Consider the following 22,475-nt stretch of genomic DNA (forward strand, 5'->3'; position numbering starts at 1 on the left):
ACAGAAGGACAGCCCTGAATGGCATCTCGCCCCCCGGTCCACCGGGCCCGCAAGCGCTTCGGCCAGAACTTCCTGCGTGACCCGGGCGTCATCTCGCGCATCGTGCGCGCCATCGCCCCGCGCCCCGGTGAGCGCCTGGTGGAGATCGGCCCCGGCCAGGGCGCCCTCACCGAGCCGCTGCTCGAGGCGGCCGACGGCCACCTGGAGGTGATCGAGCTCGACCGCGACCTGATTCCCGGGCTCAGGGTCCAGTTCTTCAACCATCCCGGCTTCGTGATCCACGAGGGCGACGCCCTCAAGTTCGACTTCCGCGCCCTGCGCGGCGAGGGCCAGCCGCTGCGAGTGGTGGGCAACCTGCCCTACAACATCTCCACGCCGCTGATCGCCCACCTGCTCCAGGCCGGCGACGCCATCGCCGACATGCACTTCATGCTGCAGAAGGAGGTGGTGGAGCGGCTGGCCGCGGCGCCGGGCGGGGCCGACTGGGGGCGGCTCTCGGTGATGGCCCAGTACCGCTGCCGGGTCGAGTCGCTGTTCGTGGTGCCGCCGGAGGCCTTCGTGCCGAGGCCCAAGGTGGATTCCGCCATCGTGCGTCTGACGCCCCATGCCGAACTGCCCCACCCGGCCGCCGACGAGGCGCTGCTCTTCATCCTGGTGCGCGAGGCCTTCGGCCAGCGCCGCAAGACGCTGCGCAACAACCTCAAGGGCCGCATCGATGCCGAGTCGCTGGAGGCGCTGGGCATCGACCCGTCACGCCGCCCCCAGACCCTCACCGTGGAGGAGTTCGTGCGTATCGCCAACCACCTGGCTGCGGCCGGCGGTGAGGAGGGCCACCGATGACGATGCTGCCCGAGGCCTGCACCGGCGAGGTCAGGGTCGAGGTCCTGCCCGAGTTCCGCGAGGAGGAGTCCTCGCCGGATGAGGCGCGCTACGTCTTCAGCTACACGGTGACCGTGCACAACGCCTCGCGGCACAGCATCCAGCTGATGGCCCGCCACTGGAAGATCACCCAGGGCAGTGGCAAGGTGCAGGAGGTGCGCGGCAAGGGCGTGGTGGGACAGCAGCCGGTGATCGGCCCGGGGCAGAGCTTCCGCTACACCAGCCGGGCGATCCTCGACGGGCCGGTGGGCGTGATGGAGGGCGACTATACCTGCGTCGATACCGCCAGCCAGCGCCCCTTCGAGGTGCCCATCGCCCCCTTCCGCCTGGCCGGCCCCAACCAGGTGCACTGAGTCCGCTGCGTGAGACACTGTACAGGGAGCCTTGATGACCACCTATGCCATCGGCGACCTCCAGGGCTGCCATGCCGAGTTCGTTGCCCTCCTGGAGGCCCTCGACTTCGACCCCCGGCGAGACCGGCTGTGGCTGGCCGGCGATCTGGTCAACCGCGGCCCGGCCTCGCTTGCCTGCCTGCGCGAGGTGATGGCGCTGGGCGATGCCGCCACCACGGTGCTCGGCAACCATGACCTGCACCTGCTGGCGGTGGCCCGAGGCGGCGCCCGCCTCAACCGCAAGGATACCCTGGACGCCATACTGACCGCGCCGGACCGCGAGGCACTGCTGGACTGGCTGCAGTCCCGCCCGCTGCTGGTCCATGAGAGCCGAGGCCAGGAGGTGGTCATGACCCACGCGGGCCTGCTGCCGCAGTGGACGCTGGCCCAGGCCGCGGGGCTTGCCGCCGAGCTCGAGGCGGTACTGGGCAGCGAGCGCTCGGGGACCTTCCTCGAACGCATGTACGGCAACGCGCCGTCATGCTGGCGAGACGACCTGGACGGCATCGACCGGCTGCGCGCGATCGTCAACGTCCTGACCCGGATGCGCTTCATCGATGCCGACGGCTGCCTGGACTTTGCCGCCAAGGAGGGGCTCGACAGCGCGCCACCGGGCTTCGCCCCCTGGTTCCAGTATCCGCGTGCCGATGACCCCTGGCTGCTCTTCGGCCACTGGGCGGCCCTGCAGGGCGAGACCCCGAGGCGTAGGGTCCGCGCCGAGGCGCTGGACACCGGCTGCGTGTGGGGGAGTCGCCTGACGGCCCTGGACCTGCAGAGCGGTGAGCGTGCAAGCGTGCCCAGCCGCCGGCGCTGAGCGATGCCCGACCATCCCCCGATGACGAGATTCCCATGACGACCTTCCGCCACCTCGATATCCCGACCCTGCAGGCCTGGCTCGACGACGGTCGCGCCCTGGCCCTGGTCGATATCCGCGACCCCATGAGCTTCGCCCAGGGCCATATTCCCGCCAGCCGGCGACTGGACAACGACAGCGTCGGCGCCTTCCTCGACGAGATGCCGGCCGAGCGGCCGGTGGTGGTGGTCTGCTACCACGGCCACTCCAGCCAGCAGGCCGCCGCCTGGCTCGCGGGGCAGGGCCTCGCCGAGGTCTACAGCCTCGATGGCGGCTTTACCGAGTGGCAGCTGCGTCACCCCGACCGGGTGGAGCGCTGAGCGATGGGCTCGCCACCGGATCCGGTCGTGGAGGGGCTCGAGGTCTACTGCGTGGGCGGGGCGGTACGCGATGCGCGGCTCGGCTGGCCGGTCTACGACCATGACTGGGTGGTGGTGGGGGCCACGCCCGAGGAGATGCGCCGACGCGGCTTCCGGCCGGTGGGGCGCGACTTCCCGGTCTTCCTGCACCCCGACAGCCATGAGGAGTACGCCCTGGCGCGTACCGAGCGCAAGGCCGGCCACGGCTATACCGGCTTCGAGGTGCACGCCAGCCCCGAGGTGACCCTGGAGGAGGACCTGGCGCGCCGGGACCTGACCCTCAACGCGATGGCCGAGACCCCCGAGGGGGAGCTGATCGATCCCTATGGCGGCCTGGCCGACCTGGCGTCCCGGCGGCTTCGTCACGTCTCGCCGGCCTTCGTCGAGGATCCGCTGCGGGTGCTGCGGACCGCTCGCTTCCTGGCCCGCTATGCCGGGCTCGGCTTCACCATCGCCGAGGAGACCCGGGCCCTGATGGCCGAACTCGCCGCCAGCGGCGAGCTCACCCACCTGGTGGCCGAACGGGTCTGGACCGAGACCGAGAAGGCGCTCTCGGAGCCCTGGCCCGAGGTCTACTTCCAGGCGCTGGACGAGTGCGGGGCCCTGGCGGTGCTGATGCCGGAACTGGTTGCCGATCGCGAGGCCCTCGACGAGGCGCTGGCCCGGCTGCACCGGCTGCCGGAGGAGATCGATGCCTCGGCCACGGTGCGCTGGCGCTGGGCGCGGCTGGTCGAGCACTTGGACGAGTCGGCGCGAAGCGCCCTGGCCGAGCGGCTGCGGCTGCCCAAGGCCCACGCCGCCCTGGCTCGCCAGGCGGCCCTGACCCGGGCCCTGCGCGAGGAGGCCGAGGCGCAGGCGCCGGACGGAGCGCGGGTGCTGGCCTGGCTGGACGCCATCGATGCCTGGCGCCGCGGCGAGCGCGTCGCCCCGCTGGTCAGCCTGGTCAGCCTGGATGCGCCGGCGCTGGCCGAGGACCTGGCGCTGGCCTGGCGGCTGGCGGCCCAGGTGCTGCCCAAGGCGCTGGTGGAGGAGGGGTTCCAGGGACGGGCGCTGGGCGACGAGCTCGCCCGGCGCCGCCGGGCGGCCATCGATGCTGCCCTTCAGGGAGACTAGCCGGCGCGGGAGACCTGACGGCCGGCCCAGTGGAAGTCCACCGCCCAGAGCTGCTGGTCGACGTCATCGAACGCCGCCCAGTGGTCGCGATAGGTCCTGCCGCTCAGGGGGTGGCGCGCCTCGGGCAGCAGCTCCGCCAGGGGCTGGAGCACGAAGGCGTGGTGGAGGATCTCGTCCCGCGGCAGCTCGACGCCGTCCTGGTCACCGGTCAACTCGCCCACGGTGAGCAGGTCGATGTCCAGGGTGCGGGGGCTGAACTTGGGGCTTCCCTGGCGGCGGCCGTTGGCGTATTCGAGCCGCTTGCACCAGGCCTGCAGTTCCCCCACCGGCCAGTCGCTGTCGAACGCCACCACCAGGTTGTAGAAGTTGCGCCCGTCCTCGAAGCCCACCGGCTCGCTCTCGAACACCCGCGAGATCGCCAACTCGCCGAAGGCGGCCGCCAGGGCGTCGAGGCAGGCCCGCACGTGATGCTCGCGTTCGATATTGCTGCCGATGCTGACCGTCACCCGCGCCATCAGGTCGCCCCCGGTCGCGTGCCGCGCTCGATACGCACCCCCACCGCCGCTGCCGCGGACACGGCGCCGGGCTTGCGCACGGTCAGCCGCAGCCAGGCGATGCTGAACGCCTGGCGCAGGGTGTCGGCGAGGCGTTCGGCAAAGGTCTCCACCAGGGCGAAGTCATGGCGGGCGGCGAAGTCGGCAATGTGCTCGCTGATGGCGGCGTAGTCCAGTGTCAGGGCGATGTCGTCGTCGGCCGCCGCGGGGCGAATGTCGGTCGCGAGTTCCAGGTCGAGCACCAGGCGCTGGGTGATGGTGCGCTCCCAGTCGTAGACGCCAATCACGGTGTCGACGCCGAGGGCCTCGATCAGCACTAGATCCATGGGGATGGTTCCGGGCATGAGAGTGGGCATGGTCTTCCGGGCGGTGCGCCGCGCCGGGCCAGTTGGCGCCGATTGTACGCGAGGCGTGCGGCGGGGGACACCGTGTCGGATCGCGCCATGGCTGGGCAGCCCCCCGTGGCGGCTGGCAGAATGACCTCTTCCCGATCACCGGAGGGCCGGCCGTGGAGGCGCCACTCGACCTGATCCTGCCGCTGATGGCGCTGGGCTATCTCAGTGGCAGCTGGCTGGGTGCGCTGACGGTCTGCCGCCTGGCCGGGGTGGGGGATCCCCGCCTGGCCGGCTCCTGCAACCCCGGCTTCTCCAACGTGCTGCGGCTTCACGGCCGGCGCCTGGCGCTGGCCACCCTGCTGGTCGATGCCGCCAAGGGCATGCCGGTGCTCGGCCTGGCCATGCTGCTGGGGCTGCCGCCCTGGGCCCAGGGGCTGGTCGGCCTGGCCGTGCTGCTGGGCCACAGCTACCCGGTCTGGCACCGTTTCCGGGGCGGCAAGGCGGTGGCCAGCGCCTTCGGCGTGATGCTGGTGCTGACCCCCGGTGTGGCGCTGGTGTGCGCTACCCTCTGGGTGCTGCTCGCCTGGCGCATGCGCACCGCCGCTATCGCCTCCCTGGCCAGCGCCGCCGCCGCTCCCCTGGCCAGCCTATGGCTGGCGCCGGACTATGTCATCGTGGTGATCGGCTTCACCCTGCTGGTGCTGGTGCGTCACGTGCTCAACATCCAGCGCCTCGGCCGCGGCGACGAGCCGGGGCTCTAGGGTGTCTGCAGCGTATCCATCGGCCAGCGCGGCACCGCCTTCATCACGCCGATCTCGTCACGCTCGCCGGCCAGCAGGCGTTGCGCGCCCACATAGGCGATCATGGCGCCATTGTCGGTGCAGAAGCGTCCGCGGGGGTAGTAGGCCCGGGCGTCGCGCTTCTCGCACTCCCGCTCCAGTCGCTCGCGCAGCCGCGTGTTGGCGCTGACCCCGCCGGCCACCACCAGGCGCTTGAGCCCGGTCTGGTCCAGGGCGCGGCGGCACTTGATCACCAGGGTGTCCACCACCGCTTCCTCGAAGGCGCGGGCCACGTCGGCCCGGGCCGTCTCGTCCAGTGCGCCCTCCGCCTCCAGGGCCCGGATGGCGGTGAGGGTGTGGGTCTTGAGGCCCGAGAAGCTGAAGTCCAGCCCCGGGCGGTCGGTCATCGGACGCGGGAAGCGGAAGCGCTGCGGGTCGCCGCCCTCGGCCAGCTTCGCCACCTGGGGGCCGCCGGGGTAGTCCAGGCCGAGCATCTTGGCCGCCTTGTCGAAGGCTTCCCCGGCGGCATCGTCCACGGACTCGCCGAGCAGGGTGTACCGGCCGAGTCCGCGAACCTCGACCAGCTGGGTATGGCCGCCCGACACCAGCAGGGCCACGAAGGGAAAGGCCGGCGGGTTCTCCTCCAGCATGGGGGCCAGCAGGTGGCCCTCCATGTGGTGCACCCCGAGCACCGGGATCCCCAGGGCGCGGGCCATGCCGTGGGCCGTGGCCGCGCCCACCATCAGGGCCCCCACCAGGCCGGGGCCGGCGGTGTAGGCGATGGCGTCGAGGTCGGTGCGGGCCAGGCCCGCCTCGTCGAGTACCTGCTGGATCAGCGGCAGCAGCCGGCGGGTATGGTCGCGGGAGGCCAGTTCCGGTACCACGCCGCCGTATTCGGCATGCATGGCAATCTGGCTGTAGAGCGCATCGGCCACGAGGCCGCGCTCGCTGTCGAAGAGGGCGACGCCGGTCTCGTCGCAGGAGGTCTCGATGCCCAGTACGCGCATGGTGTCGGCTCGTCAGCGTGCGGAAGTCAGCCGGCATTCTACGTGGTTCGGAGGTGGAAAGCATTTGCAAAGGCCCCGGGGCGCGACTAGACTACTGTGCGCTGCAAGACTGGGTCGTGCACCCAGGTGGCGATTATCCGCATGACACCGACTCGCCCTGCTCGCCAGACGAGATACGGGCCGTCGGTCGTTGTCGCGGCAGCTGCCACCCGCAGGGGTGTGCGTACTAACCGAACTCTAGTTACCTAAGGTAGGTGAGTGCTTAATGCCTTCTGTCAAAGTACGTGATAACGAGCCGTTTGACGTCGCGCTGCGTCGCTTCAAGCGTTCCTGTGAAAAAGCCGGTGTTCTCTCCGAAGTGCGTCGTCGCGAGCACTACGAGAAGCCGACCGCAGAGCGCAAGCGCAAGGCGGCCGCTGCCGTCAAGCGCCACGCCAAGAAGCTTCAGCGCGAGCGCAAGCGTTTCGAACGGCTCTATTGATCCGTACTGGAGACGGCCGGGGCCTCGGGCCCGGGCGGTCTCAAGAGGGACGCCAAGCGGCCGCCATCCGGTGGCCGCTTGTTTTTTCCGGGCCGGCGGTGCCCCGCGCCGTCGGCCCAGACGTCGCATCGCTTCCGTGAGGTGATCCCGCGACATGGCCGGACCGATACCCCAGCGCTTCATCGATGACCTGCTTGCCCGCGTCGACGTGGTCGAGGTGGTGGGCGAGCGGGTCAAGCTGAAGAAGGCCGGACGCAACTATTCCGGCCTCTGCCCGTTCCACCAGGAGAAGACGCCGTCGTTCACCGTCAGCGCCGACAAGCAGTTCTATCACTGCTTCGGCTGTGGCGCCCACGGCAATGCCCTGCGCTTCCTGATGGAGTACGACAAGCTGCGCTTCCCCGAGGCCGTCGAGCAGCTGGCCGGTCGGCTGGGCCTGGAGGTGCCCCGGGAGGGCGCCGACGACCCGCGGGCCCAGGCCCGCGAGCGCAAGCGCAAGGAGGGCGTCAACCTGCTCGAGCTGTCGGCCGCCTTCTTCCGCGAGCGGTTGAAGATGCCGGAAGGCGAGGGGGCCCGGGAGTACCTGGCGCGTCGCGGCCTCTCCCCCGAGGTGCAGCAGGTGTTCGGCATTGGCTACGCCCCGGGCGAGTGGGAGGCGCTCAAGCGCCACCTCGGCGAGCGCGGCATCGGCGAGGCGGTTCAGGTGGAGTATGGGCTGCTGGTGCACCGCGAGGAGAGCGGGCGCACCTACGATCGCTTCCGCGACCGGGTGATGTTTCCGATCCGCGACATCAAGGGGCGTACCATCGCCTTCGGTGGCCGGGTGCTGGGCGATGCCAAGCCCAAGTACCTCAACTCGCCGGAGACCCCGGTGTTTCACAAGGGGCGCGAGCTCTACGGCCTCTACGAGGCGCGCCAGGCGGACCACCGCCTCGAGCGACTGGTGATTGTCGAGGGCTACATGGACGTGGTGGCGCTGGCGCAGTTCGGCATCCGCAACGCCGTGGCCACCCTGGGCACTTCCACCAGCGAGGAGCACCTGACCCGGCTGTTCCGCCTGGTCAGCGAGGTGGTGTTCTGCTTCGACGGCGACCGTGCCGGCCGTCAGGCGGCCACCAGGGCCCTGGAGACGGTGCTGCCGCTGATGATCGACGGGCGCCAGGCGCGCTTCCTGTTCCTGCCCGAGGGCGAGGACCCGGACACCCTGGTGCGCCGCGAGGGGCCCGAGGCCTTCGAGGACCGGATCACCTGCGCCAGCCCGCTGTCGGAGTTCCTCTTCGACCAGGCGGCGGCAGGGCGCGACCTGGCCAGGGTCGAGGATCGCGAGCGCTACGCCAGCCAGGTGCTGGCCGCGCTCGGAAAGCTGCCGGAAGGCGTACTGAAATCGCTGATGCTCAGTGAACTCTCGCGTCGCACCGGCGTCGACCAGTCAAGCTTCGCCGCGCTGATGGCGCGGTCGGCACCGTCGCCCGCCGAGCCGGCGCTCGTGGCGAACGGTGTCGACGGTATGCCGGACCGGGAGATGCCCCCGCCTCGCGGGGAGCGGTCCGGCTCGCCGGCTGGGCAGGGGCCTGGCTCGCTGAGCCCGGTGGCGCGGGCCCTGCAGCTGCTGGTCCACGAGCCGTCGCTGGTGGAACGGCTGCCGGAGGAGGAGGCGTGGTGCCCGGAGGAGGATCCCGACGGGCGGCTCTGCCGCGAGGTGGTCCGCCTGCTGCGGGCCGGACGCTATCGCAGCGCCCAGGTGCTGCTGGCGCACTTCCACGGCAGTCCGGAGGGGGAGCGGCTGGCGGCGCTGGCGCGGCAAGAGCCGCTGGTTTCCAAGCCGTTCAGGGCTGAAGAGTTGGATAACTGGGTCCGGTATTTTCAACGCCACAAGCTCAAGCCGACTCGCCAGCAGGAAATCGATGCTCTGCTGGAAAGGCAGCAGCAGGGGGAACGTCTCACGGATGAGGAGAGGCAGCGGTTGATGCAACTGCTGGCCCAGGCCTAGTAGCGGAGCGGCTGTCGCGGGAGGAGAAGCAGCGGCTGATGGCCCTGCTCACCGAACTGCACGGCTGACCGGAAGGTCAAAAATGCACCATCCGCGTTGGCACCGAGGTTGATTTTTCTCCTACCATCACCATATAGGAGGAATCGCCCGGCACCGGCGTAACCTGACAACCTAACACACCTGAGTGACCGCGCAAATAGATCGAACTGGCAGAAAGGTGCTTTCTGCCGCTATACTGTTCGGCTTCACGAGTTTTCTCCACCCAGCGCTTCAGGTGCTTCATTCTTCTTCGTCGAGATAGGGTTTCTATGGCTGGAAATGCGCAGCAGCAGTCACGTCTGAAGGAGTTGATCGCGCGCGGCAAGGAACAGGGCTACCTGACCTATGCCGAGGTCAACGACCATCTACCCGAGGATATCGCCGACCCCGATCAGGTGGAAGACATCATCGGCATGATCAACGACATGGGTATCAGTGTCGTCGAGGAGGCCCCCGATGAAGACACCCTGATGATGTCGGATCACTCCACGGACGAGTCTGCCGCCGAGGAAGCCGTGGCGGCCCTGGCGGCGGTGGAGAGCGACGTGGGTCGCACCACCGACCCGGTGCGCATGTACATGCGTGAGATGGGCACGGTGGAACTGCTGACCCGCGAGGGCGAGATCGAGATCGCCAAGCGGATCGAGGAGGGCACCCGGGAGGTGATGTCCGCGCTCGCCTACCTGCCCGGTGCGGTCGAGTCGATCCTCGATGCCTACGACACCACCCAGGATGAGGAGGCGCCCGGTCGCCTCTCCGACCTCTTCTCCGGCTTCATCGACCCCGACGAGGGCATTCCGGGCGTGGCCGAGGCCGAGGTGCCCGAGCCCGAGGTCAGCGATGACCTCGACGAGGACGGCGACGGCTCCGACGACGAGGAAGAGGACGACTCCACCAGCAACGAGGGTGGTCCGGATCCGGAAGAGGCCCGTGCGCGCTTCGAGCAGATCCGCGAGCAGAATGCCACGGCCCAGGCCGCTATCGCTGCCCACGGTCGCCACTCCCGGGAGGCCCAGGACGAGCTGGCGCGCCTGGCCGAGCTGTTCTCGCCGATCAAGCTCGTGCCCAAGCACTTCGAGCGCCTGGTCAACCAGGTGCGCATCAGCGTCGAGCAGGTGCGGGCCCAGGAAAAGGCGGTGATGCAGCTGTGCGTCAAGAAGGCGCGCATCCCGCGCAAGACCTTCATCAAGGCCTTCCCGGGCAGCGAGTCCGACCCCGAGTGGCTGGCCCGCTTCGCCGCCGAGCATCCCAAGTATGCCGACCGCCTCGAGCCGCTGCGCGCCGACATCGCCCGTGCCCAGCGCAAGATTGCCTTCGAGGAGGAGATGGTTCGCCTGCCGGTCACCGAGATCAAGGAGGTCAACCGCCGCCTCTCCATCGGCGAGGCCAAGGCGCGCCGGGCCAAGAAGGAGATGGTCGAGGCCAACCTGCGCCTGGTGATCTCCATCGCCAAGAAGTACACCAACCGCGGGCTGCAGTTCCTGGATCTGATCCAGGAGGGCAACATCGGCCTGATGAAGGCGGTGGACAAGTTCGAATACCGTCGCGGCTACAAGTTCTCCACCTACGCCACCTGGTGGATCCGCCAGGCGATCACCCGCTCCATCGCCGACCAGGCCCGCACCATCCGCATCCCGGTGCACATGATCGAGACCATCAACAAGCTCAACCGGGTCTCCCGGCAGATGCTCCAGGAGATGGGCCGCGAGCCCACCCCCGAAGAGCTCGGCGAGCGGCTCGAGATGCCGGAAGACAAGGTGCGCAAGGTGCTCAAGATCGCCAAGGAGCCGATCTCCATGGAGACGCCCATCGGTGACGATGACGACTCGCACCTGGGCGACTTCATCGAGGACGGCACCATGATCCTGCCCCTCGACTCGGCCACCGGCGAGGGCCTGATCGAGGCAACCCGCAACGTGCTCGGCGGGCTGACCGCCCGCGAGGCCAAGGTGCTGCGCATGCGCTTTGGCATCGACATGAACACCGACCACACCCTCGAGGAGGTCGGCAAGCAGTTCGACGTCACCCGCGAGCGGATCCGCCAGATCGAGGCGAAGGCGCTGCGCAAGCTGCGCCACCCCAGCCGCTCCGAGCCGCTGCGCTCCTTCCTCGACGAGTAGTGACGGGAAGCCGGGGCAGGGCCATTGGCCCTGGCCTTGATGGAAAGAAGCCCCGCAGGCAGTGCCTGCGGGGCTTCTTGCTGTCCGGGGGAGCGGTGCTGGATCAGCCGGCGCTGCGCGCCCGGGCCCAGCGGCGGGCCAGCAGGGTCAGCTCGATCACCGCGATCAGGATCAGCGCATAGCCCAGCAGCTCCACCACCTCCTCGGCGGCATCCTTGAAGGTGCGCAGGTAGTGTTCCTGAAGGATCGCCTCCCAGAAGGCGCTGCGGCCGTAGAGGCGCGAGAAGACGTAGGTGGTCAGGAAGCCGGCGGCGAACAGGCCGAAGGAGAGGCTGTTGGCGTAGCTGGCGAACTCCTCCACAAATCGCTGGCGCTCACGGATCACCCGGAAGAGTATCGGCAGGATGATCAGTGCCACCAGCAGCTGCCAGGCTCCGTCGAAGACGTAGGTGTCCAGATGGGCATCCTGCTCGCGGATGAAGGAGCTGAAGGTGAAGGCAAACATCAGCAGGGTCACCGTGGGCAGCACCTTCAGCACCTGGCGGGTATACAGCAGCAGCAGCGAGGCCGTGAGCAGTAACAGGCTCTGGGTCAGCTCGGTGAAGCCGGACTCCGAGAAGCGTACCTCGGGGAAGTGCAGCGCCTCGACGTAGACGCCCTGGGCCAGGGCGGCGATGAACAGGATATAGAGTGTGGCGCGGATGCAGGTGGCGCGAAAGCTGATCGGCCAGGGGTGGCCGTGTGGGGGGAGTGCGGACATGGGGGCGGCGATTCCAATGGAGACATTCAGTAGCGTATGTCATTGTACCGTCATGCCCACGCCTTGCCCATCCGCCGACCCCCGGTGGCGTGCTGGATCGGTCCTGCCTGTCCCGCTGTGTTTCGGTCAAAAGCCTTGCACATCAATTCGATGGGGCGCCGGGGTGGGAAGCCCCGCCTCGGCAGGTCGATTTTGTTTGCAAACTACTGAAAACTCGGGGTCTACACCATTGGTCGAGTTCGACCCTCACGCCTATTGCCGACTGCCGCCGAGTCCTCTAGCTTACGTTAACGTAAAGTGCTGAGAGTCGCCCTGCACCGCAGCGCCGCCCCTGCCGCTACCGATGCCGGAATGGCCAGAACAACGACAACGGCACACAACAACGACAACAGCATCAACGGCGGATCGCCCGATGGTGATCCCGAGAGGACGTCACATGACCCAGGAGTTCATCCTCGAGACTCGGGGGTTGACCAAGGAATTCCGCGGCTTCACCGCCGTGGACGATGTCAACCTGCAGGTCCAGGAGGGGCATATCCACGCCCTGATCGGCCCCAACGGGGCAGGCAAGACCACGGTCTTCAACCTGCTCACCAAGTTCCTGCCGCCCACCCGCGGTGAGATCCTCTACCGCGGCAAGCCGATCACCGGCATGAAGGCCAACGAGATCGCCCGCCTGGGCCTGGTGCGCTCCTTCCAGATCTCCGCGGTGTTCGGCCACATGACCGCCATGGAGAACGTGCGCGTGGCCCTGCAGCGGCCCATGGGCACCTCCTTCCACTTCTGGAAGTCCGAACGCACCCTCGACCACCTCAACGACCGCGCCATCGAGCTGCTCGAGGAGGTGGGCCTGCGCGAGTATGCCGACGTGCTCACCGTGGAGATGCCCTACGGGCGCAAGCGGGCGCTGGAGGTGGCCACTACCCTGGCCATGGACCCCACCATGATGCTGCTCGACGAGCCGACCCAGGGCATGGGCGCCGAGGACGTCGACCGCATCGTCGAGCTGATCCGCCGGGTCGCCCGCGGGCGCACCGTGCTGATGGTGGAGCACAACCTCAGCGTGGTGAGCCGGCTGTGCGACCGCATCACCGTGCTGGCGCGCGGTGCGGTGTTGGCCGAGGGCGACTACGCCACGGTCTCCGCCGACCCGCGGGTCAAGGAGGCCTACATGGGCAGCGAAGCGGCGGAAGAGGAGGCCAGCGCATGAACCAGCCAGCCGAGAGCCTGATGGAGTACCAGGACCGCGACGGCGCCGAGATGCTGCGCGTGCGCGACCTGCACGCCTTCTACGGCGAGTCGCACATCCTCCACGGCGTCGACTTCGACGTGAAGCGCGGGGAGCTGGTGACGCTGCTGGGGCGCAACGGCGCCGGGCGCAGCACCACCCTCAAGGCGATCATGAACATGGTCGGCCGGCGTACCGGCTCGATCATGATCAACGGCACCGAGACCCTCGACATGAAGGCGCACCGCATCCCGCGGCTGGGGATCGGCTACTGCCCCGAGGAGCGCGGGATCTTCGCCAGCCTCGACGTCGAGGAGAACCTGCTGCTGCCACCCACGGTGCGCTCCGGCGGGATGTCGATCGACGAGATCTACGAGATGTTTCCCAACCTCTACGAGCGGCGCCGCAGTCAGGGCACGCGGCTTTCCGGGGGCGAGCAGCAGATGCTGGCCATGGCGCGGATCCTGCGCACCGGGGCGCGGCTGCTGCTGCTCGACGAGATCACCGAGGGGCTGGCGCCGGTCATCGTCCAGACGCTTGGCCAGGTGCTGGTCAAGCTCAAGGAACGGGGGATGACCATCGTGCTGGTGGAGCAGAACTTCCGCTTCGCCGCGCCGCTGGCCGACCGCCACTTCGTGATGGACCACGGCCTCATCGTCGAGGAGATCTCGGCGGCCGAGCTGCCGAGCAAGCGCGAGCACCTGCACACCCTGCTCGGCGTCTGAGCCGGCTCGGTCACGCAGATTCACTACCGGCAACAACAACAAGAGCCCCGCTTCGGGGCGAGGAGACCCACATGACCTTCATCAAGAAGACTCTCACCAGCAGCATCGCCCTGGCCGCGGCCACCCTGATGGCCACCGGCGCCCAGGCCGAGATGAGCGACGGCGAGATCCGTATCGGCTACCTGGCCGACATGTCCGGCACCTACCGTGACCTGGCCGGCCCCGGCGGCCTCGAGGCGCTGCGCATGGCCGTGGAGGACGTCGGCGGCAGCGTCAACGGCGCACCGATCGAGATCTTCAGCGCCGACGACCGCAACAGCGCCGACGTGGGTGCCAACACCGTGCGCGAGTGGTTCGATACCCGCAACGTCGACCTGGTGGCTGGCCTGGTGGCCTCGTCGGTGAGCATCGCCGCCACCCGGGTCATCGAGGAGAACAACGGCCTCGGCATCGTCTCTGGCTCCGCCGCCTCCAGCATCACCAACGAGCACTGCACCCCGAACCATATCCACTGGGTCTATGACACCTACCCGCTGGCCAACGGCACCGCCAAGGCGATCGTCGACCAGGGCGGCGACACCTGGTTCATGCTCACCGCCGACTACGCCTTCGGCCACGCCCTGGAAGGCGACGTGACCCGGGTGGTCGAGGACAACGGCGGCGAGATCGTCGGTGGTGTGCGTCACCCGTTCCCGACCGACGACTTCTCCTCCTACATCCTCCAGGCCCAGGGCTCGGGCGCCAAGATCATCGGCCTGGCCAATGCCGGCGCCGATACCGTCAACGCCATCAACACCGCCAGCCAGTTCGGCGTGGTCCAGTCGGGGCAGCAGCTCGCCGGCCTGCTGGTGTTCCTGAATGACGTCTATGCCATGGGCCTGGAGACCACCCAGGGCCTGCTGCTGACCACCGGTTGGTACTGGAACATGGACGAGGAGGCCCGCGAGTGGGCCGAGCGCTACTACGAGCGCGTCGGGCGCATGCCGACCATGGTCCAGGCCGGCATCTACTCCAGCACCAAGCACTACCTGGATACCGTGGCCGAGCTGGGCACCGACGACCCGGTGGCGGTGCGTGCGGCCCTGGGCGAGAAGCCAATCAACGACTTCTTCTCCCGCAACGGTCGTGTCCGCGAGGACGGCCGCATGGTCCACGACATGTTCCTGGCCGAGGTGAAGTCGCCCGACGCCTCCGAGCATGAGTGGGACCTCTACGAGATCCTCGCCACCATTCCCGCCGAAGAGGCCTATCGTCCGCTCTCCGAGAGCCAGTGCAAGCTGGTCCAGAACTGAAGCGTGCACGACCCGGCGGCGGCTGCGGCCGCCGCCCCTCTGACGGGAGATTCCTGACATGACGATGATATTCGGGGTGCCCCTGGCAGTGTTCATGGGGCAGCTGCTGCTGGGCCTGATCAACGGCGCCTTCTATGCCCTGCTGAGCTTGGGCCTGGCGGTGATCTTCGGCCTGCTGAAGATCGTCAACTTCGCCCACGGCGCCATGTACATGCTGGGGGCCTTCGCTACCCTGCTGGGCATGCGCTACCTGGGCATCAATTACTGGGCGGCGCTGCTGCTGGCGCCACTCTTCGTCGGCCTGTTCGGCATGCTGATCGAGCGCGTGCTGCTGCGTCGCATCGCCCACCTGGATCACCTCTACGGCCTGCTGCTGACCTTCGGCCTGGCGCTGATCTTCGAGGGAACCCTGGTCAACTTCTTCGGTGTCTCCGGGGCTCGCTACCCGACCCCCGAGGCGCTGCAGGGCGGCTTCCAGACGGGCTTCATGTTCCTGCCCACCTACCGCGCCTGGGTGCTGGTGGCGGCCATCGTGGTGTGCCTCTTCACCTGGTACATGATCGAGCGCACCCGGCTCGGCGCCTACCTGCGTGCCGGCACCGAGAACCCGGCGCTGATGCAGGCCTTCGGCGTCAACGTGCCGCTGCTGATCACCCTGACCTACGGCTTCGGCGTGGCGCTGGCCGCCTTCGCCGGGGTGCTGGCCGCGCCGCTCTATCCGGTGTCGCCCACCATGGGCTCCAACCTGCTGATCGTGGTCTTCGCCGTGGTGGTGATCGGCGGCATGGGCTCGATCCTCGGCGCCGTGCTCACCGGGCTCGGCATGGGCCTGATCGAGGGCCTGACCAAGGTGTACTACCCCGAGGCGGCCAACACCGTGATCTTCCTGGTGATGATCCTGGTGCTGCTGACCCGACCCGCCGGCCTGTTCGGCAAGGAGGCATGACCATGTCCGCGACCCAGACCCTGACGCCGTCCATGAAGCGCCAGCGCCGTGCCGACATGCGCCGCAACGTCTTCTACCTGGTGCTGATCGTCATCGGCCTGGTGGCCCCCTTCGTGGCCTACCCGGTGTTCCTGATGAAGGTGCTGTGCTTTGCGCTGTTCGCCTGCGCCTTCAACCTGCTGCTCGGCTACGCGGGGCTGCTCTCCTTCGGCCACGCCGCCTTCCTGGCCACCGGCGGCTACATCACCGGCTACCTGCTGTCGAGCCACCCGGCGCTCACCCCGGAGCTGGGCATCCTCGCCGGGACCCTGACCGCCGTGGCGCTGGGCGCGGTGTTCGGCGCCCTGTCGATCCGCCGCCAGGGCATCTACTTCGCCATGGTGACCCTGGCGCTGGCCCAGCTGGTGTTCTTCGTCTACGTCCAGTCGCCCTTCACCGGCGGCGAGGACGGCCTGCACGGGGTGCCGCGGGGCGACCTGTTCGGCGTGATCAGCCTGCGCAGCAACCTGGCGATGTACTACTTCGTGTTCGCCATCTTCCTGTTCGGCTTCGCCATCGTGCAGCGTGCCGTGCACTCGCCCTACGGCCAGGTGCTCAAGGCGATCCGCGAGAACGAGCCGCGGGCGGTATCGCTGGGCTACAACGTCGACGCCTACAAGTGGGTGGCCTTCGTGCTCTCCGCGGGCCTCGCGGGCCTGGCCGGCTCCACCAAGACGGTGGTGTTCCAGCTGGCCTCGCTGACCGACGCCCACTGGCACATGTCCGGCGAGGTGATCCTGATGACCCTGCTGGGCGGAGTGGGCACCCTGTTCGGTCCGGTGGTGGGCGCGGGCATCGTGGTCAGCCTGCAGCACCTGCTGGCCCAGTCGCCGCTGGGCAACTGGGTGGGGCCGATCCTCGGGGTGATCTTCGTGATCTGCGTGCTGAGCTTCCGCAGCGGCATCGTCGGCGAGATCCTCAAGTCCTACCGCAAGAACTTCAAGTAGGCGGACGGCTCGCCTGCGATCCCGGCAGGCAAGCCGACGAAGGCGCCCCATGGGGCGCCTTCGTCGTGTCTGGGTGGGCCTGCGTCCGGTCGGAACGAGAGGGTTACAGGATGCCCTTGGCCTTGGCGGTATGGATGGCGATGGCATCCATCAGGGGCGGCGATAGGCAGTCATAGGGTTCCAGCTTCAGCTCCTTCAGCTTGCCACGCACCTTGTCCATGTTGTCCGGGTTGGCGCCGGACTCGATGATCGATGACACGAAGGCCGCGAACTCCGGCGCTGCCCAGCCTGCGTCATCGGAGAGCTCGGTGTGGATGAAGTCCAGTCCGTGGAAGGGGTGGTCGGTATTCTCGATGCGGCCGAACATGTGAACGCCGCACTCCTTGCAGGCGTGCCGCTGGATGGCGGCCGAGGGGTCGACGATCTCCAGTTTCTCCTCGTGGGCCGTGACGCTGAGGCTGTCGCGGGGAACCACGGCCACCATGGAGAAGAGGGCACCCTCCGGCTTCCAGCACTTGGTGCAGCCGCACACATGATTGTGAGCGCACTGGGAGGTGACCGTGACCTCGACCCGGTCGTTCGCACAGTGGCAATGCAGGGTGCCGCCGCGGAAGCTCTTGCTGCCGGCCTTCAGGCCGCTGTCCACCGCGGGATGAATCCGGATGCTGGCGTTCGGTGTTGCCTGGGTGCTCGCCGCGACGGAGGGAGCCGCCGAGGTTTCCCGGGGCTGGCTGCCCGCGGCGGGAGGCGACCCCTGGCCCCCGAACCAGCGCTTCAGGGTATCCATCAGGCTCATGGGCTTGCGCTCCTCGTTCAGACTCAGTCGTGTCAGCATGATCGTTCACCTCGCGTGGCCATTGTTGTTATCGCATGGGCTCCAGGGAACTGGGGCGTGCACTGCTGTCAGTCTAGGTGGCGTCGGGAGGGGGGATTATGCCCGGGCGACACTAGTGCGTTCCCGTCAGGCAATGGCGGGGAGGGGGGCGCGTGGTACCACCAGTGGCGGGGAAGGGCGGCGCCGGCCAGGGCGCGGGCCTGCAGGGCCAGGTCGTCGACGCCGAGACCTGCCAGCACCCCCAGCTCCGCTTCCCAGGGGGCCAGCCAGCCCTCCGGTTCGTCGGGGCCGCGGTGTCGCCGCAGGACCTGCCAGATGCGCTCGATGGCTTCCCGGTGGGTCTCGGGCGCGCCGTGTCGCGCCAGCATGCCACGCTTGAGGCGCGCCAGTTCGGCCACGTCCTGCCGGGCCAGTGCCTCGCTGCGCCGGACGAGGAAGTCCTCGATCGCGCGCTGCAGCTCGGTGACGCTGGCCCAGGGGGACTGCACCACATAGCCGAGCCTGGGCCAGCCCGCGGCCTCGCGATAGCGTACCGCCGCCACATAGCCGAAGCCATGGCGCTGGCGCATCTCGTGATGGAAGGCGGCGTCGTGGCAGGCGGCCAGCAGCTTGAGCACCCAGCGGCTGCGCGGACTGGCGTCGGTGCCCCTCACCTCCAGCATCACCGCACGCTCCTCGCCCCGCGGGGACAGCCAGGACTCGCCATCCGCCTCCACCCTGGCGGCCGCCGCCGGGGGAGGGCCGGCCGGCGCCGGAAGGAAGTCGGTGAAACGCTCCGCGTCCCGCACGATTTCCCGGGGGCAGAGCTCGCCGCTGGCCCAGCCGAGCAGGCGCGGGGCGGGCTCGCCGGCGGCGGGCCCGGTCTCCAGCTGTTGCAGCAGGGTCCTGGCGAGCAGGCCCTGCGTCGGCGCGCCTGCGTGATGATCGCCGGGTCCCATCGACCAGGCGGCGAGCGCCTGCGCGACCAGGGAGACGATCCGTCGGGGATTGCCCCGGGCCATGAGCCAGTCGCCATCGGCATCCGCGGCCAGGTCCAGGCTGAGCCCCTGGGCGGCGGCGGCCTGGCGCAGCGCGAGGGTGCGTCGATGCCAGCGCCTGAGCCGCGCCTCGTGGCCGCTCGGGTCGGCGGCCCAGCCCAGGCACCAGATGGCGTCGCCTGTGGGGAGCGGCCAGTCCGGCCCGCCCCACCAGAGCGTGAGGCGGGTGTCGCGGCGAAGGCATCCCGGGCTGGCCCTCCCGGCCGGCGGCGGTTCGGGCGCTGGCTCGGGGGAGAGAGGTAGGGTCGGGGGAAGGTGCTTCGGCGAGCTGGACCCGGGAGACGAGACGGGCAGGGCGAGAGGGCGCCAGCGGGTCCCCGTCTCGTCCAGGGTCGACCAGCAGGTGCTGGCGTCCGCGGCGCATCGCCACAGGACGCGGCATCGGTCACCGGCAAGCCAGGGGGCCAGTGGCGTGGCGTCGGCTGGCGAGGCGGGATCGGCGGCGAGCCGACACGCCCGGCGACGCGGCCAGGCATCCAGGTCGATGGGCGCCGGGGCAGGTGGCGGTAGCCGCTCCTCGAGGGCGTGCCCCGGCGCCTGCCGGCACACCGCCAGCAGGGCCGCCAGGTCGGGCACCGGTGCCTCCAGCGCCAGGCGCATGGCCAGGGCGGGGCCGGTGCCCTCGGGGGCCAGGTCGACGGCGAGATCCTGCAGCTCGGCGGTGGCCTGCAGCCGGGCCGCCAGCTGGCCATCGGCCAGTCGCGCCGCCAGGGCGCCTAGCTGGTGCTGCCCGGCTCGGGCGACGGCGTCGGGAAGCGGCCAGATCAGCTCCAGCAGCGTGCTGCCATCGGGAGGCGGTGGCGTCGGTGGGCACCAGGCCAGCGCGCCGGGGGCTTGCCAGCGCCAGGCGCGGGGGGACGGAGCGCCGCCCCCCGAGGGCAGCCGGGCGCCGTGGCGCGCCAGCAGGGCGAGCTGTTCCTCCAGGGGCAGCGGGCCCAGCATCGCCAGAGCCATCCGTTGGCTGCGATAGTGGCGACGATGGAAGGCGGTAAGCCTGGCCGCGAGCGCCCGGGGCGTGCCGCCGAGGGTGCCGCGGTGGCCGGCATGACAGTGTCGGGCAGGGTGGTCGGAGCGGAAGAACCGGCCAAGGGCGGCGAGGCGATGCAGGGCCGGGTCGGCCAGCCGCGCCCGGAACTCCGCGTCGAGGACGGCGACCTCCCGGGCGAGGCGCTCGGCGTCGAGGCGCGGTTGGCCGAGCAGGTCGACGAGTCGGCGCAGCCCCTCGTCGGCGGCCTCAGGCGGCAGGTGGAGATGGACGTCGGTGACGCTCTCGTCGGTGTGGGCGTTGTAGCGGCCACCCTGCTCGCCGATCCAGGCAGCGAACTCGCCCTCGGCGGGGGCGCGGGTGGAGCCGAGGAAGAGCCCGTGCTCGAGCAGGTGGGCGAGCCCTCGGCAGTCGGCAGGCTCATCGAGATAGCCTGCGCCCACCGCGCCCACCAGGCGAAGCTGCCGGGCATCGGGAACCTCCGCCGCCACGACCCTCAGGCCGTTGGACAGGCGGCGAAGTCCGCAGCGACTGCCGGGGGGCAGCCCGGCTGCCAGCAGGGTTGCCTCCGGGGCATCGGCCGACACCGCCTCGCTCATGAGCGGCAGAAGATCCGCGACTCGTGGACGTTGCGCGGCGTCAGCTCCTCGACCGCACCGACGTCGCCCTCCGCCTCGCGGCGGGCCGCCTCGATCAGGTGGTGCTGAGGAGAGAGCGAGCAGACCGGGTCGGTGGCGGCGGGATCGCCGGTCAGCAGGTAGGCCTGGCAGCGGCAGCCGCCGACGTCGCGATGGCGCTCGTCGCAGCTGCGACAGGGTTCCTGCATCCAGGCATCGCCGCGATAGCGATTGAAGGCCTCGCTGTCGTACCAGATCTCGCGCAGCGGCCTGTCGCGGACGCTGGGAAAGGTCATCGGCAGCAACCTGGCGCTGTGGCAGGGCAGGACGGCCCCATCCGGGGCCACGGTCATGAAGATCGACCCCCAGCCCCCCATGCAGGCCTTGGGTCGATCGTTGTAGTAGTCGGGCACCACGAACAGCAGGTCCATGGCACGGCCCTTCTCGGCGAGCCGCTCCCGCCAGCGGACGGTGGTCGCCTCCGCGGCCTCGAGCTGCTCGCGGCTCGGCAACAGCCCCGCCCGATTGAGGTGTGCCCAGCCGTAGAGCTGGCAGTTGGCCAGTTCCACGGCATCGGCCCCGAGCTCGTCGCACAGGGCGATGATGGCATCGAGCTGGCCGATGTTGTGGCGGTGCAGCACCACGTTGAGCACCATGGGGTAGCCGGCGGCTTTCACCGCCCGGGCCATGGCCAGCTTCCTGGCATGCGCCTTGGGGGAACCGGCCACCGCCGCGGCCATGTCGGGGTCGGAGGCCTGCAGGCTGATCTGGATATGGTCGAGCCCGGCATCGCGCAGGGCGGCGATGCGTGCCTCGTCGAGGCCCTGGGCCGAGGTGATCAGGTTGGTATAGAAGCCGAGCCGGCGGGCCTCGGCCACCAGCGGCTCCAGGTCCTGGCGCACCAGGGGCTCGCCCCCGGAGAAGCCCAGCTGCACGGCGCCCATCTGCCGGGCCTGGGCCAGGACGTTGCGCCACTCCTCGGTGGTCAGCTCCTCCTTGACGCCCGCGAAATCGAGGGGGTTGGAGCAGTAGGCGCACTGCAGGGGGCAGCGATAGGTGAGCTCGGCGAGCAGCCACAGCGGCGCCCCGCTGTGGGCGTTGATGGTGGCGGTATCGGAGCGGTCAGTCATGCTGGATCCAGCCCTGTTGTGCGGCCTCGACGAGGAAGTCGTGGACGTCCTGGCCGATGGCCCCTGCCGGTGCCTGGGGGTAGCGCGCCTCGAGGAGGCCGATCACGGCATCCACGTCGCGCTGGCCGTCGAGCTCGCCGAGGATGGCGCCGGCGGTGTCGTTGAGCTGCACCATGCCCTCGGGATAGAGCAGCACATGGCGCTGCTGGGCCTCTTCCCACTGCAGGCGCCAGCCCGGTCGCAGGCGACAGACGCTGGTCCCGCGGATCACGGTCGTCATCACGACACCCCCCGATGGTAGACCCTCTGGTCGGTGACGGTGTGGTAGGGCGGTCGGCCGAGCTGGTAGGCCAGGGTCATGGCATCGAGCATCGACCACAGCACGTCGAGCTTGAACTGCAGGATCTCCTGGGCACGCTCCTGGGCTACCCGGGTGGTGCAGACGGCCAGGGCCACCTCGAGCCCGTGCTCCACGTCCCGCCGCGCTTCGGTAAGCCGCTTGCGAAAGTAGCCGTAACCGGCGGCGTCGATCCAGGGATAGTGGGTCGGCCAGGTGGCCAGGCGGCTGCGGTGGGCCTCCGGTGCAAAGAGCTCGGTGAGCGAGGAGATCGCTGCCTCGCGCCAGTCCGCGCGGCGCACGAAGTTGACGTAGGCATCCACCGCGAAGCGCACCCCCGGCAGGACATGCTCCTGGGACCAGAGCTCGTCGCGGGAGAGTCCCACTGCCTCGCCCAGGGTCAGCCAGGCCTCGATGCCACCGCCGTCGGCGTCGTGGCCATCATGGTCGAGCAGGCGCTGGATCCAGCGGCGGCGGAAGGTGGTATCCGGGCAGTTGGCCAGCAGGGCGGCATCCTTCTGGGGGATGTTGATCTGGTAGTAGAAGCGGTTGGCCACCCAGCCGCGGATCTGCTCCGGGGTGGCCCGTCCCTCGGCCATGTCGACCTGATAGGGGTGGTGGATGTGGTAGTAGGCGCCCTTGGCCATCAGGGCCTCGCGGAAGGCTGGCGGGCTCATGGCCTCTTCCTGAGCTGAC

24 protein-coding genes are annotated in these 22,475 nt (G+C 69.4%); 14 read left to right on the forward strand and 10 right to left on the reverse strand.

The features are described from left to right. Nucleotides 1-18 precede the first annotated feature (18 nt). The 5 genes from rsmA to NFC98_RS03715 are packed head-to-tail and all read left to right on the forward strand — an operon-like array spanning nt 19 to nt 3,596. On the forward strand, nt 19-840 hold the full coding sequence (gene rsmA / locus NFC98_RS03695; protein WP_254276796.1) for a 16S rRNA (adenine(1518)-N(6)/adenine(1519)-N(6))-dimethyltransferase RsmA: 822 nt from the start codon (nt 19-21) through the stop codon (nt 838-840). Then, nucleotides 837-1,232: a Co2+/Mg2+ efflux protein ApaG gene (gene apaG, locus NFC98_RS03700; RefSeq protein ID WP_254276797.1), complete on the forward strand. Its 396-nt coding sequence runs from the start codon at nt 837-839 to the stop codon at nt 1,230-1,232. Before rsmA ends, apaG begins: the two co-directional genes overlap by 4 nt. Before the next feature lie 34 nt (nt 1,233-1,266). Further along, complete coding sequence (locus NFC98_RS03705) at nt 1,267-2,085, forward strand: symmetrical bis(5'-nucleosyl)-tetraphosphatase (RefSeq protein WP_254276798.1); 819 nt, start codon at nt 1,267-1,269, stop codon at nt 2,083-2,085. A 35-nt stretch (nt 2,086-2,120) separates the two neighbouring features. Then, complete coding sequence (gene glpE / locus NFC98_RS03710) at nt 2,121-2,444, forward strand: thiosulfate sulfurtransferase GlpE (protein ID WP_254276799.1); 324 nt, start codon at nt 2,121-2,123, stop codon at nt 2,442-2,444. Nucleotides 2,445-2,447: 3 nt separating this feature from the next. Next, a complete protein-coding gene (locus NFC98_RS03715; RefSeq protein ID WP_254276800.1) occupies nt 2,448-3,596 on the forward strand; it encodes a polynucleotide adenylyltransferase in 1,149 nt (382 codons plus the stop codon). Here NFC98_RS03715 and folK read toward each other — a convergent pair. Together folK and folB are read right to left on the reverse strand one after the other, a co-directional pair. After that, complete coding sequence (gene folK / locus NFC98_RS03720; protein ID WP_254276801.1) at nt 3,593-4,111, reverse strand: 2-amino-4-hydroxy-6-hydroxymethyldihydropteridine diphosphokinase; 519 nt, start codon at nt 4,109-4,111, stop codon at nt 3,593-3,595. The two genes, NFC98_RS03715 and folK, sit on opposite strands and share 4 nt — an antisense overlap. Continuing rightward, a complete protein-coding gene (gene folB, locus NFC98_RS03725; protein WP_254276802.1) occupies nt 4,111-4,476 on the reverse strand; it encodes a dihydroneopterin aldolase in 366 nt (121 codons plus the stop codon). The genes folK and folB overlap by 1 nt, the downstream gene beginning before the upstream one ends. A gap of 206 nt (nt 4,477-4,682) precedes the next feature. On the opposite strand from folB, the gene plsY reads away from it, so the two are divergent. Further along, a complete protein-coding gene (gene plsY / locus NFC98_RS03730; RefSeq protein ID WP_254277775.1) occupies nt 4,683-5,246 on the forward strand; it encodes a glycerol-3-phosphate 1-O-acyltransferase PlsY in 564 nt (187 codons plus the stop codon). Here plsY and tsaD read toward each other — a convergent pair. After that, complete coding sequence (gene tsaD, locus NFC98_RS03735; RefSeq protein ID WP_254276803.1) at nt 5,243-6,271, reverse strand: tRNA (adenosine(37)-N6)-threonylcarbamoyltransferase complex transferase subunit TsaD; 1,029 nt, start codon at nt 6,269-6,271, stop codon at nt 5,243-5,245. The two genes, plsY and tsaD, sit on opposite strands and share 4 nt — an antisense overlap. A 265-nt stretch (nt 6,272-6,536) precedes the next feature. Here tsaD and rpsU point away from each other — a divergent pair, with 265 nt between their 5' ends. Both rpsU and dnaG read left to right on the forward strand, forming a co-directional pair. Beyond that, nucleotides 6,537-6,752, forward strand: a complete 216-nt coding sequence (gene rpsU, locus NFC98_RS03740; protein ID WP_016416934.1) for a 30S ribosomal protein S21 — start codon at nt 6,537-6,539, stop codon at nt 6,750-6,752. Nucleotides 6,753-6,906: 154 nt separating this feature from the next. After that, the gene (dnaG, locus tag NFC98_RS03745) at nt 6,907-8,742 is read left to right on the forward strand and encodes a DNA primase (RefSeq protein WP_254276804.1); all 1,836 of its coding nucleotides are present in this window, start codon (nt 6,907-6,909) and stop codon (nt 8,740-8,742) included. Nucleotides 8,743-8,818: 76 nt separating this feature from the next. Here dnaG and NFC98_RS03750 read toward each other — a convergent pair whose 3' ends face one another. Further along, nucleotides 8,819-9,025 carry a hypothetical protein gene (locus tag NFC98_RS03750; RefSeq protein WP_254276805.1) on the reverse strand — a complete coding sequence of 69 codons (207 nt, stop codon included), beginning with the start codon at nt 9,023-9,025 and terminating at the stop codon, nt 8,819-8,821. A gap of 25 nt (nt 9,026-9,050) precedes the next feature. On the opposite strand from NFC98_RS03750, the gene rpoD reads away from it, so the two are divergent. After that, nucleotides 9,051-10,901, forward strand: coding sequence for an RNA polymerase sigma factor RpoD (gene rpoD, locus NFC98_RS03755; protein WP_254276806.1), 1,851 nt, complete (start codon nt 9,051-9,053; stop codon nt 10,899-10,901). 103 nt (nt 10,902-11,004) lie between these two features. On the opposite strand, the gene NFC98_RS03760 is transcribed toward rpoD, so the two are convergent. Then, nucleotides 11,005-11,661 carry a hypothetical protein gene (locus NFC98_RS03760; protein ID WP_254276807.1) on the reverse strand — a complete coding sequence of 219 codons (657 nt, stop codon included), beginning with the start codon at nt 11,659-11,661 and terminating at the stop codon, nt 11,005-11,007. Nucleotides 11,662-12,097: 436 nt separating this feature from the next. Between NFC98_RS03760 and NFC98_RS03765 the strand changes: the two genes are divergently transcribed. From NFC98_RS03765 to NFC98_RS03785, 5 genes are all read left to right on the forward strand, one after another. Further along, nucleotides 12,098-12,871: an ABC transporter ATP-binding protein gene (locus tag NFC98_RS03765; RefSeq protein ID WP_183330270.1), complete on the forward strand. Its 774-nt coding sequence runs from the start codon at nt 12,098-12,100 to the stop codon at nt 12,869-12,871. Then, complete coding sequence (locus NFC98_RS03770; protein WP_254276808.1) at nt 12,868-13,614, forward strand: ABC transporter ATP-binding protein; 747 nt, start codon at nt 12,868-12,870, stop codon at nt 13,612-13,614. Before NFC98_RS03765 ends, NFC98_RS03770 begins: the two co-directional genes overlap by 4 nt. 71 nt (nt 13,615-13,685) lie before the next feature. Beyond that, nucleotides 13,686-14,906, forward strand: coding sequence for an ABC transporter substrate-binding protein (locus NFC98_RS03775; protein WP_254276809.1), 1,221 nt, complete (start codon nt 13,686-13,688; stop codon nt 14,904-14,906). 58 nt (nt 14,907-14,964) lie between these two features. Then, on the forward strand, nt 14,965-15,852 hold the full coding sequence (locus tag NFC98_RS03780) for a branched-chain amino acid ABC transporter permease (protein ID WP_254276810.1): 888 nt from the start codon (nt 14,965-14,967) through the stop codon (nt 15,850-15,852). Between the two features lie 2 nt (nt 15,853-15,854). Beyond that, complete coding sequence (locus NFC98_RS03785) at nt 15,855-16,838, forward strand: branched-chain amino acid ABC transporter permease (RefSeq protein WP_254276811.1); 984 nt, start codon at nt 15,855-15,857, stop codon at nt 16,836-16,838. A gap of 103 nt (nt 16,839-16,941) precedes the next feature. On the opposite strand, the gene gfa is transcribed toward NFC98_RS03785, so the two are convergent. From gfa to pqqC, 5 genes are all read right to left on the reverse strand, one after another. Next, nucleotides 16,942-17,673: an S-(hydroxymethyl)glutathione synthase gene (gene gfa / locus NFC98_RS03790; protein ID WP_254276812.1), complete on the reverse strand. Its 732-nt coding sequence runs from the start codon at nt 17,671-17,673 to the stop codon at nt 16,942-16,944. A gap of 68 nt (nt 17,674-17,741) precedes the next feature. Continuing rightward, complete coding sequence (locus NFC98_RS03795) at nt 17,742-20,294, reverse strand: insulinase family protein (RefSeq protein WP_254276813.1); 2,553 nt, start codon at nt 20,292-20,294, stop codon at nt 17,742-17,744. After that, entirely contained in the window at nt 20,291-21,442 is a 1,152-nt protein-coding gene (gene pqqE, locus NFC98_RS03800; RefSeq protein WP_254276814.1) for a pyrroloquinoline quinone biosynthesis protein PqqE, read from the reverse strand. Before pqqE ends, NFC98_RS03795 begins: the two co-directional genes overlap by 4 nt. Continuing rightward, entirely contained in the window at nt 21,435-21,722 is a 288-nt protein-coding gene (gene pqqD, locus NFC98_RS03805) for a pyrroloquinoline quinone biosynthesis peptide chaperone PqqD (protein ID WP_254276815.1), read from the reverse strand. The genes pqqE and pqqD overlap by 8 nt, the downstream gene beginning before the upstream one ends. Continuing rightward, complete coding sequence (pqqC, locus tag NFC98_RS03810) at nt 21,722-22,456, reverse strand: pyrroloquinoline-quinone synthase PqqC (RefSeq protein WP_254276816.1); 735 nt, start codon at nt 22,454-22,456, stop codon at nt 21,722-21,724. Before pqqC ends, pqqD begins: the two co-directional genes overlap by 1 nt. Nucleotides 22,457-22,475: the final 19 nt, after the last annotated feature.

The sequence above is a fragment of the Halomonas sp. 3H genome, assembly GCF_024206005.1.
In the GTDB taxonomy this organism is placed as follows: Bacteria; Pseudomonadota; Gammaproteobacteria; order Pseudomonadales; family Halomonadaceae; genus Halomonas; species Halomonas campaniensis.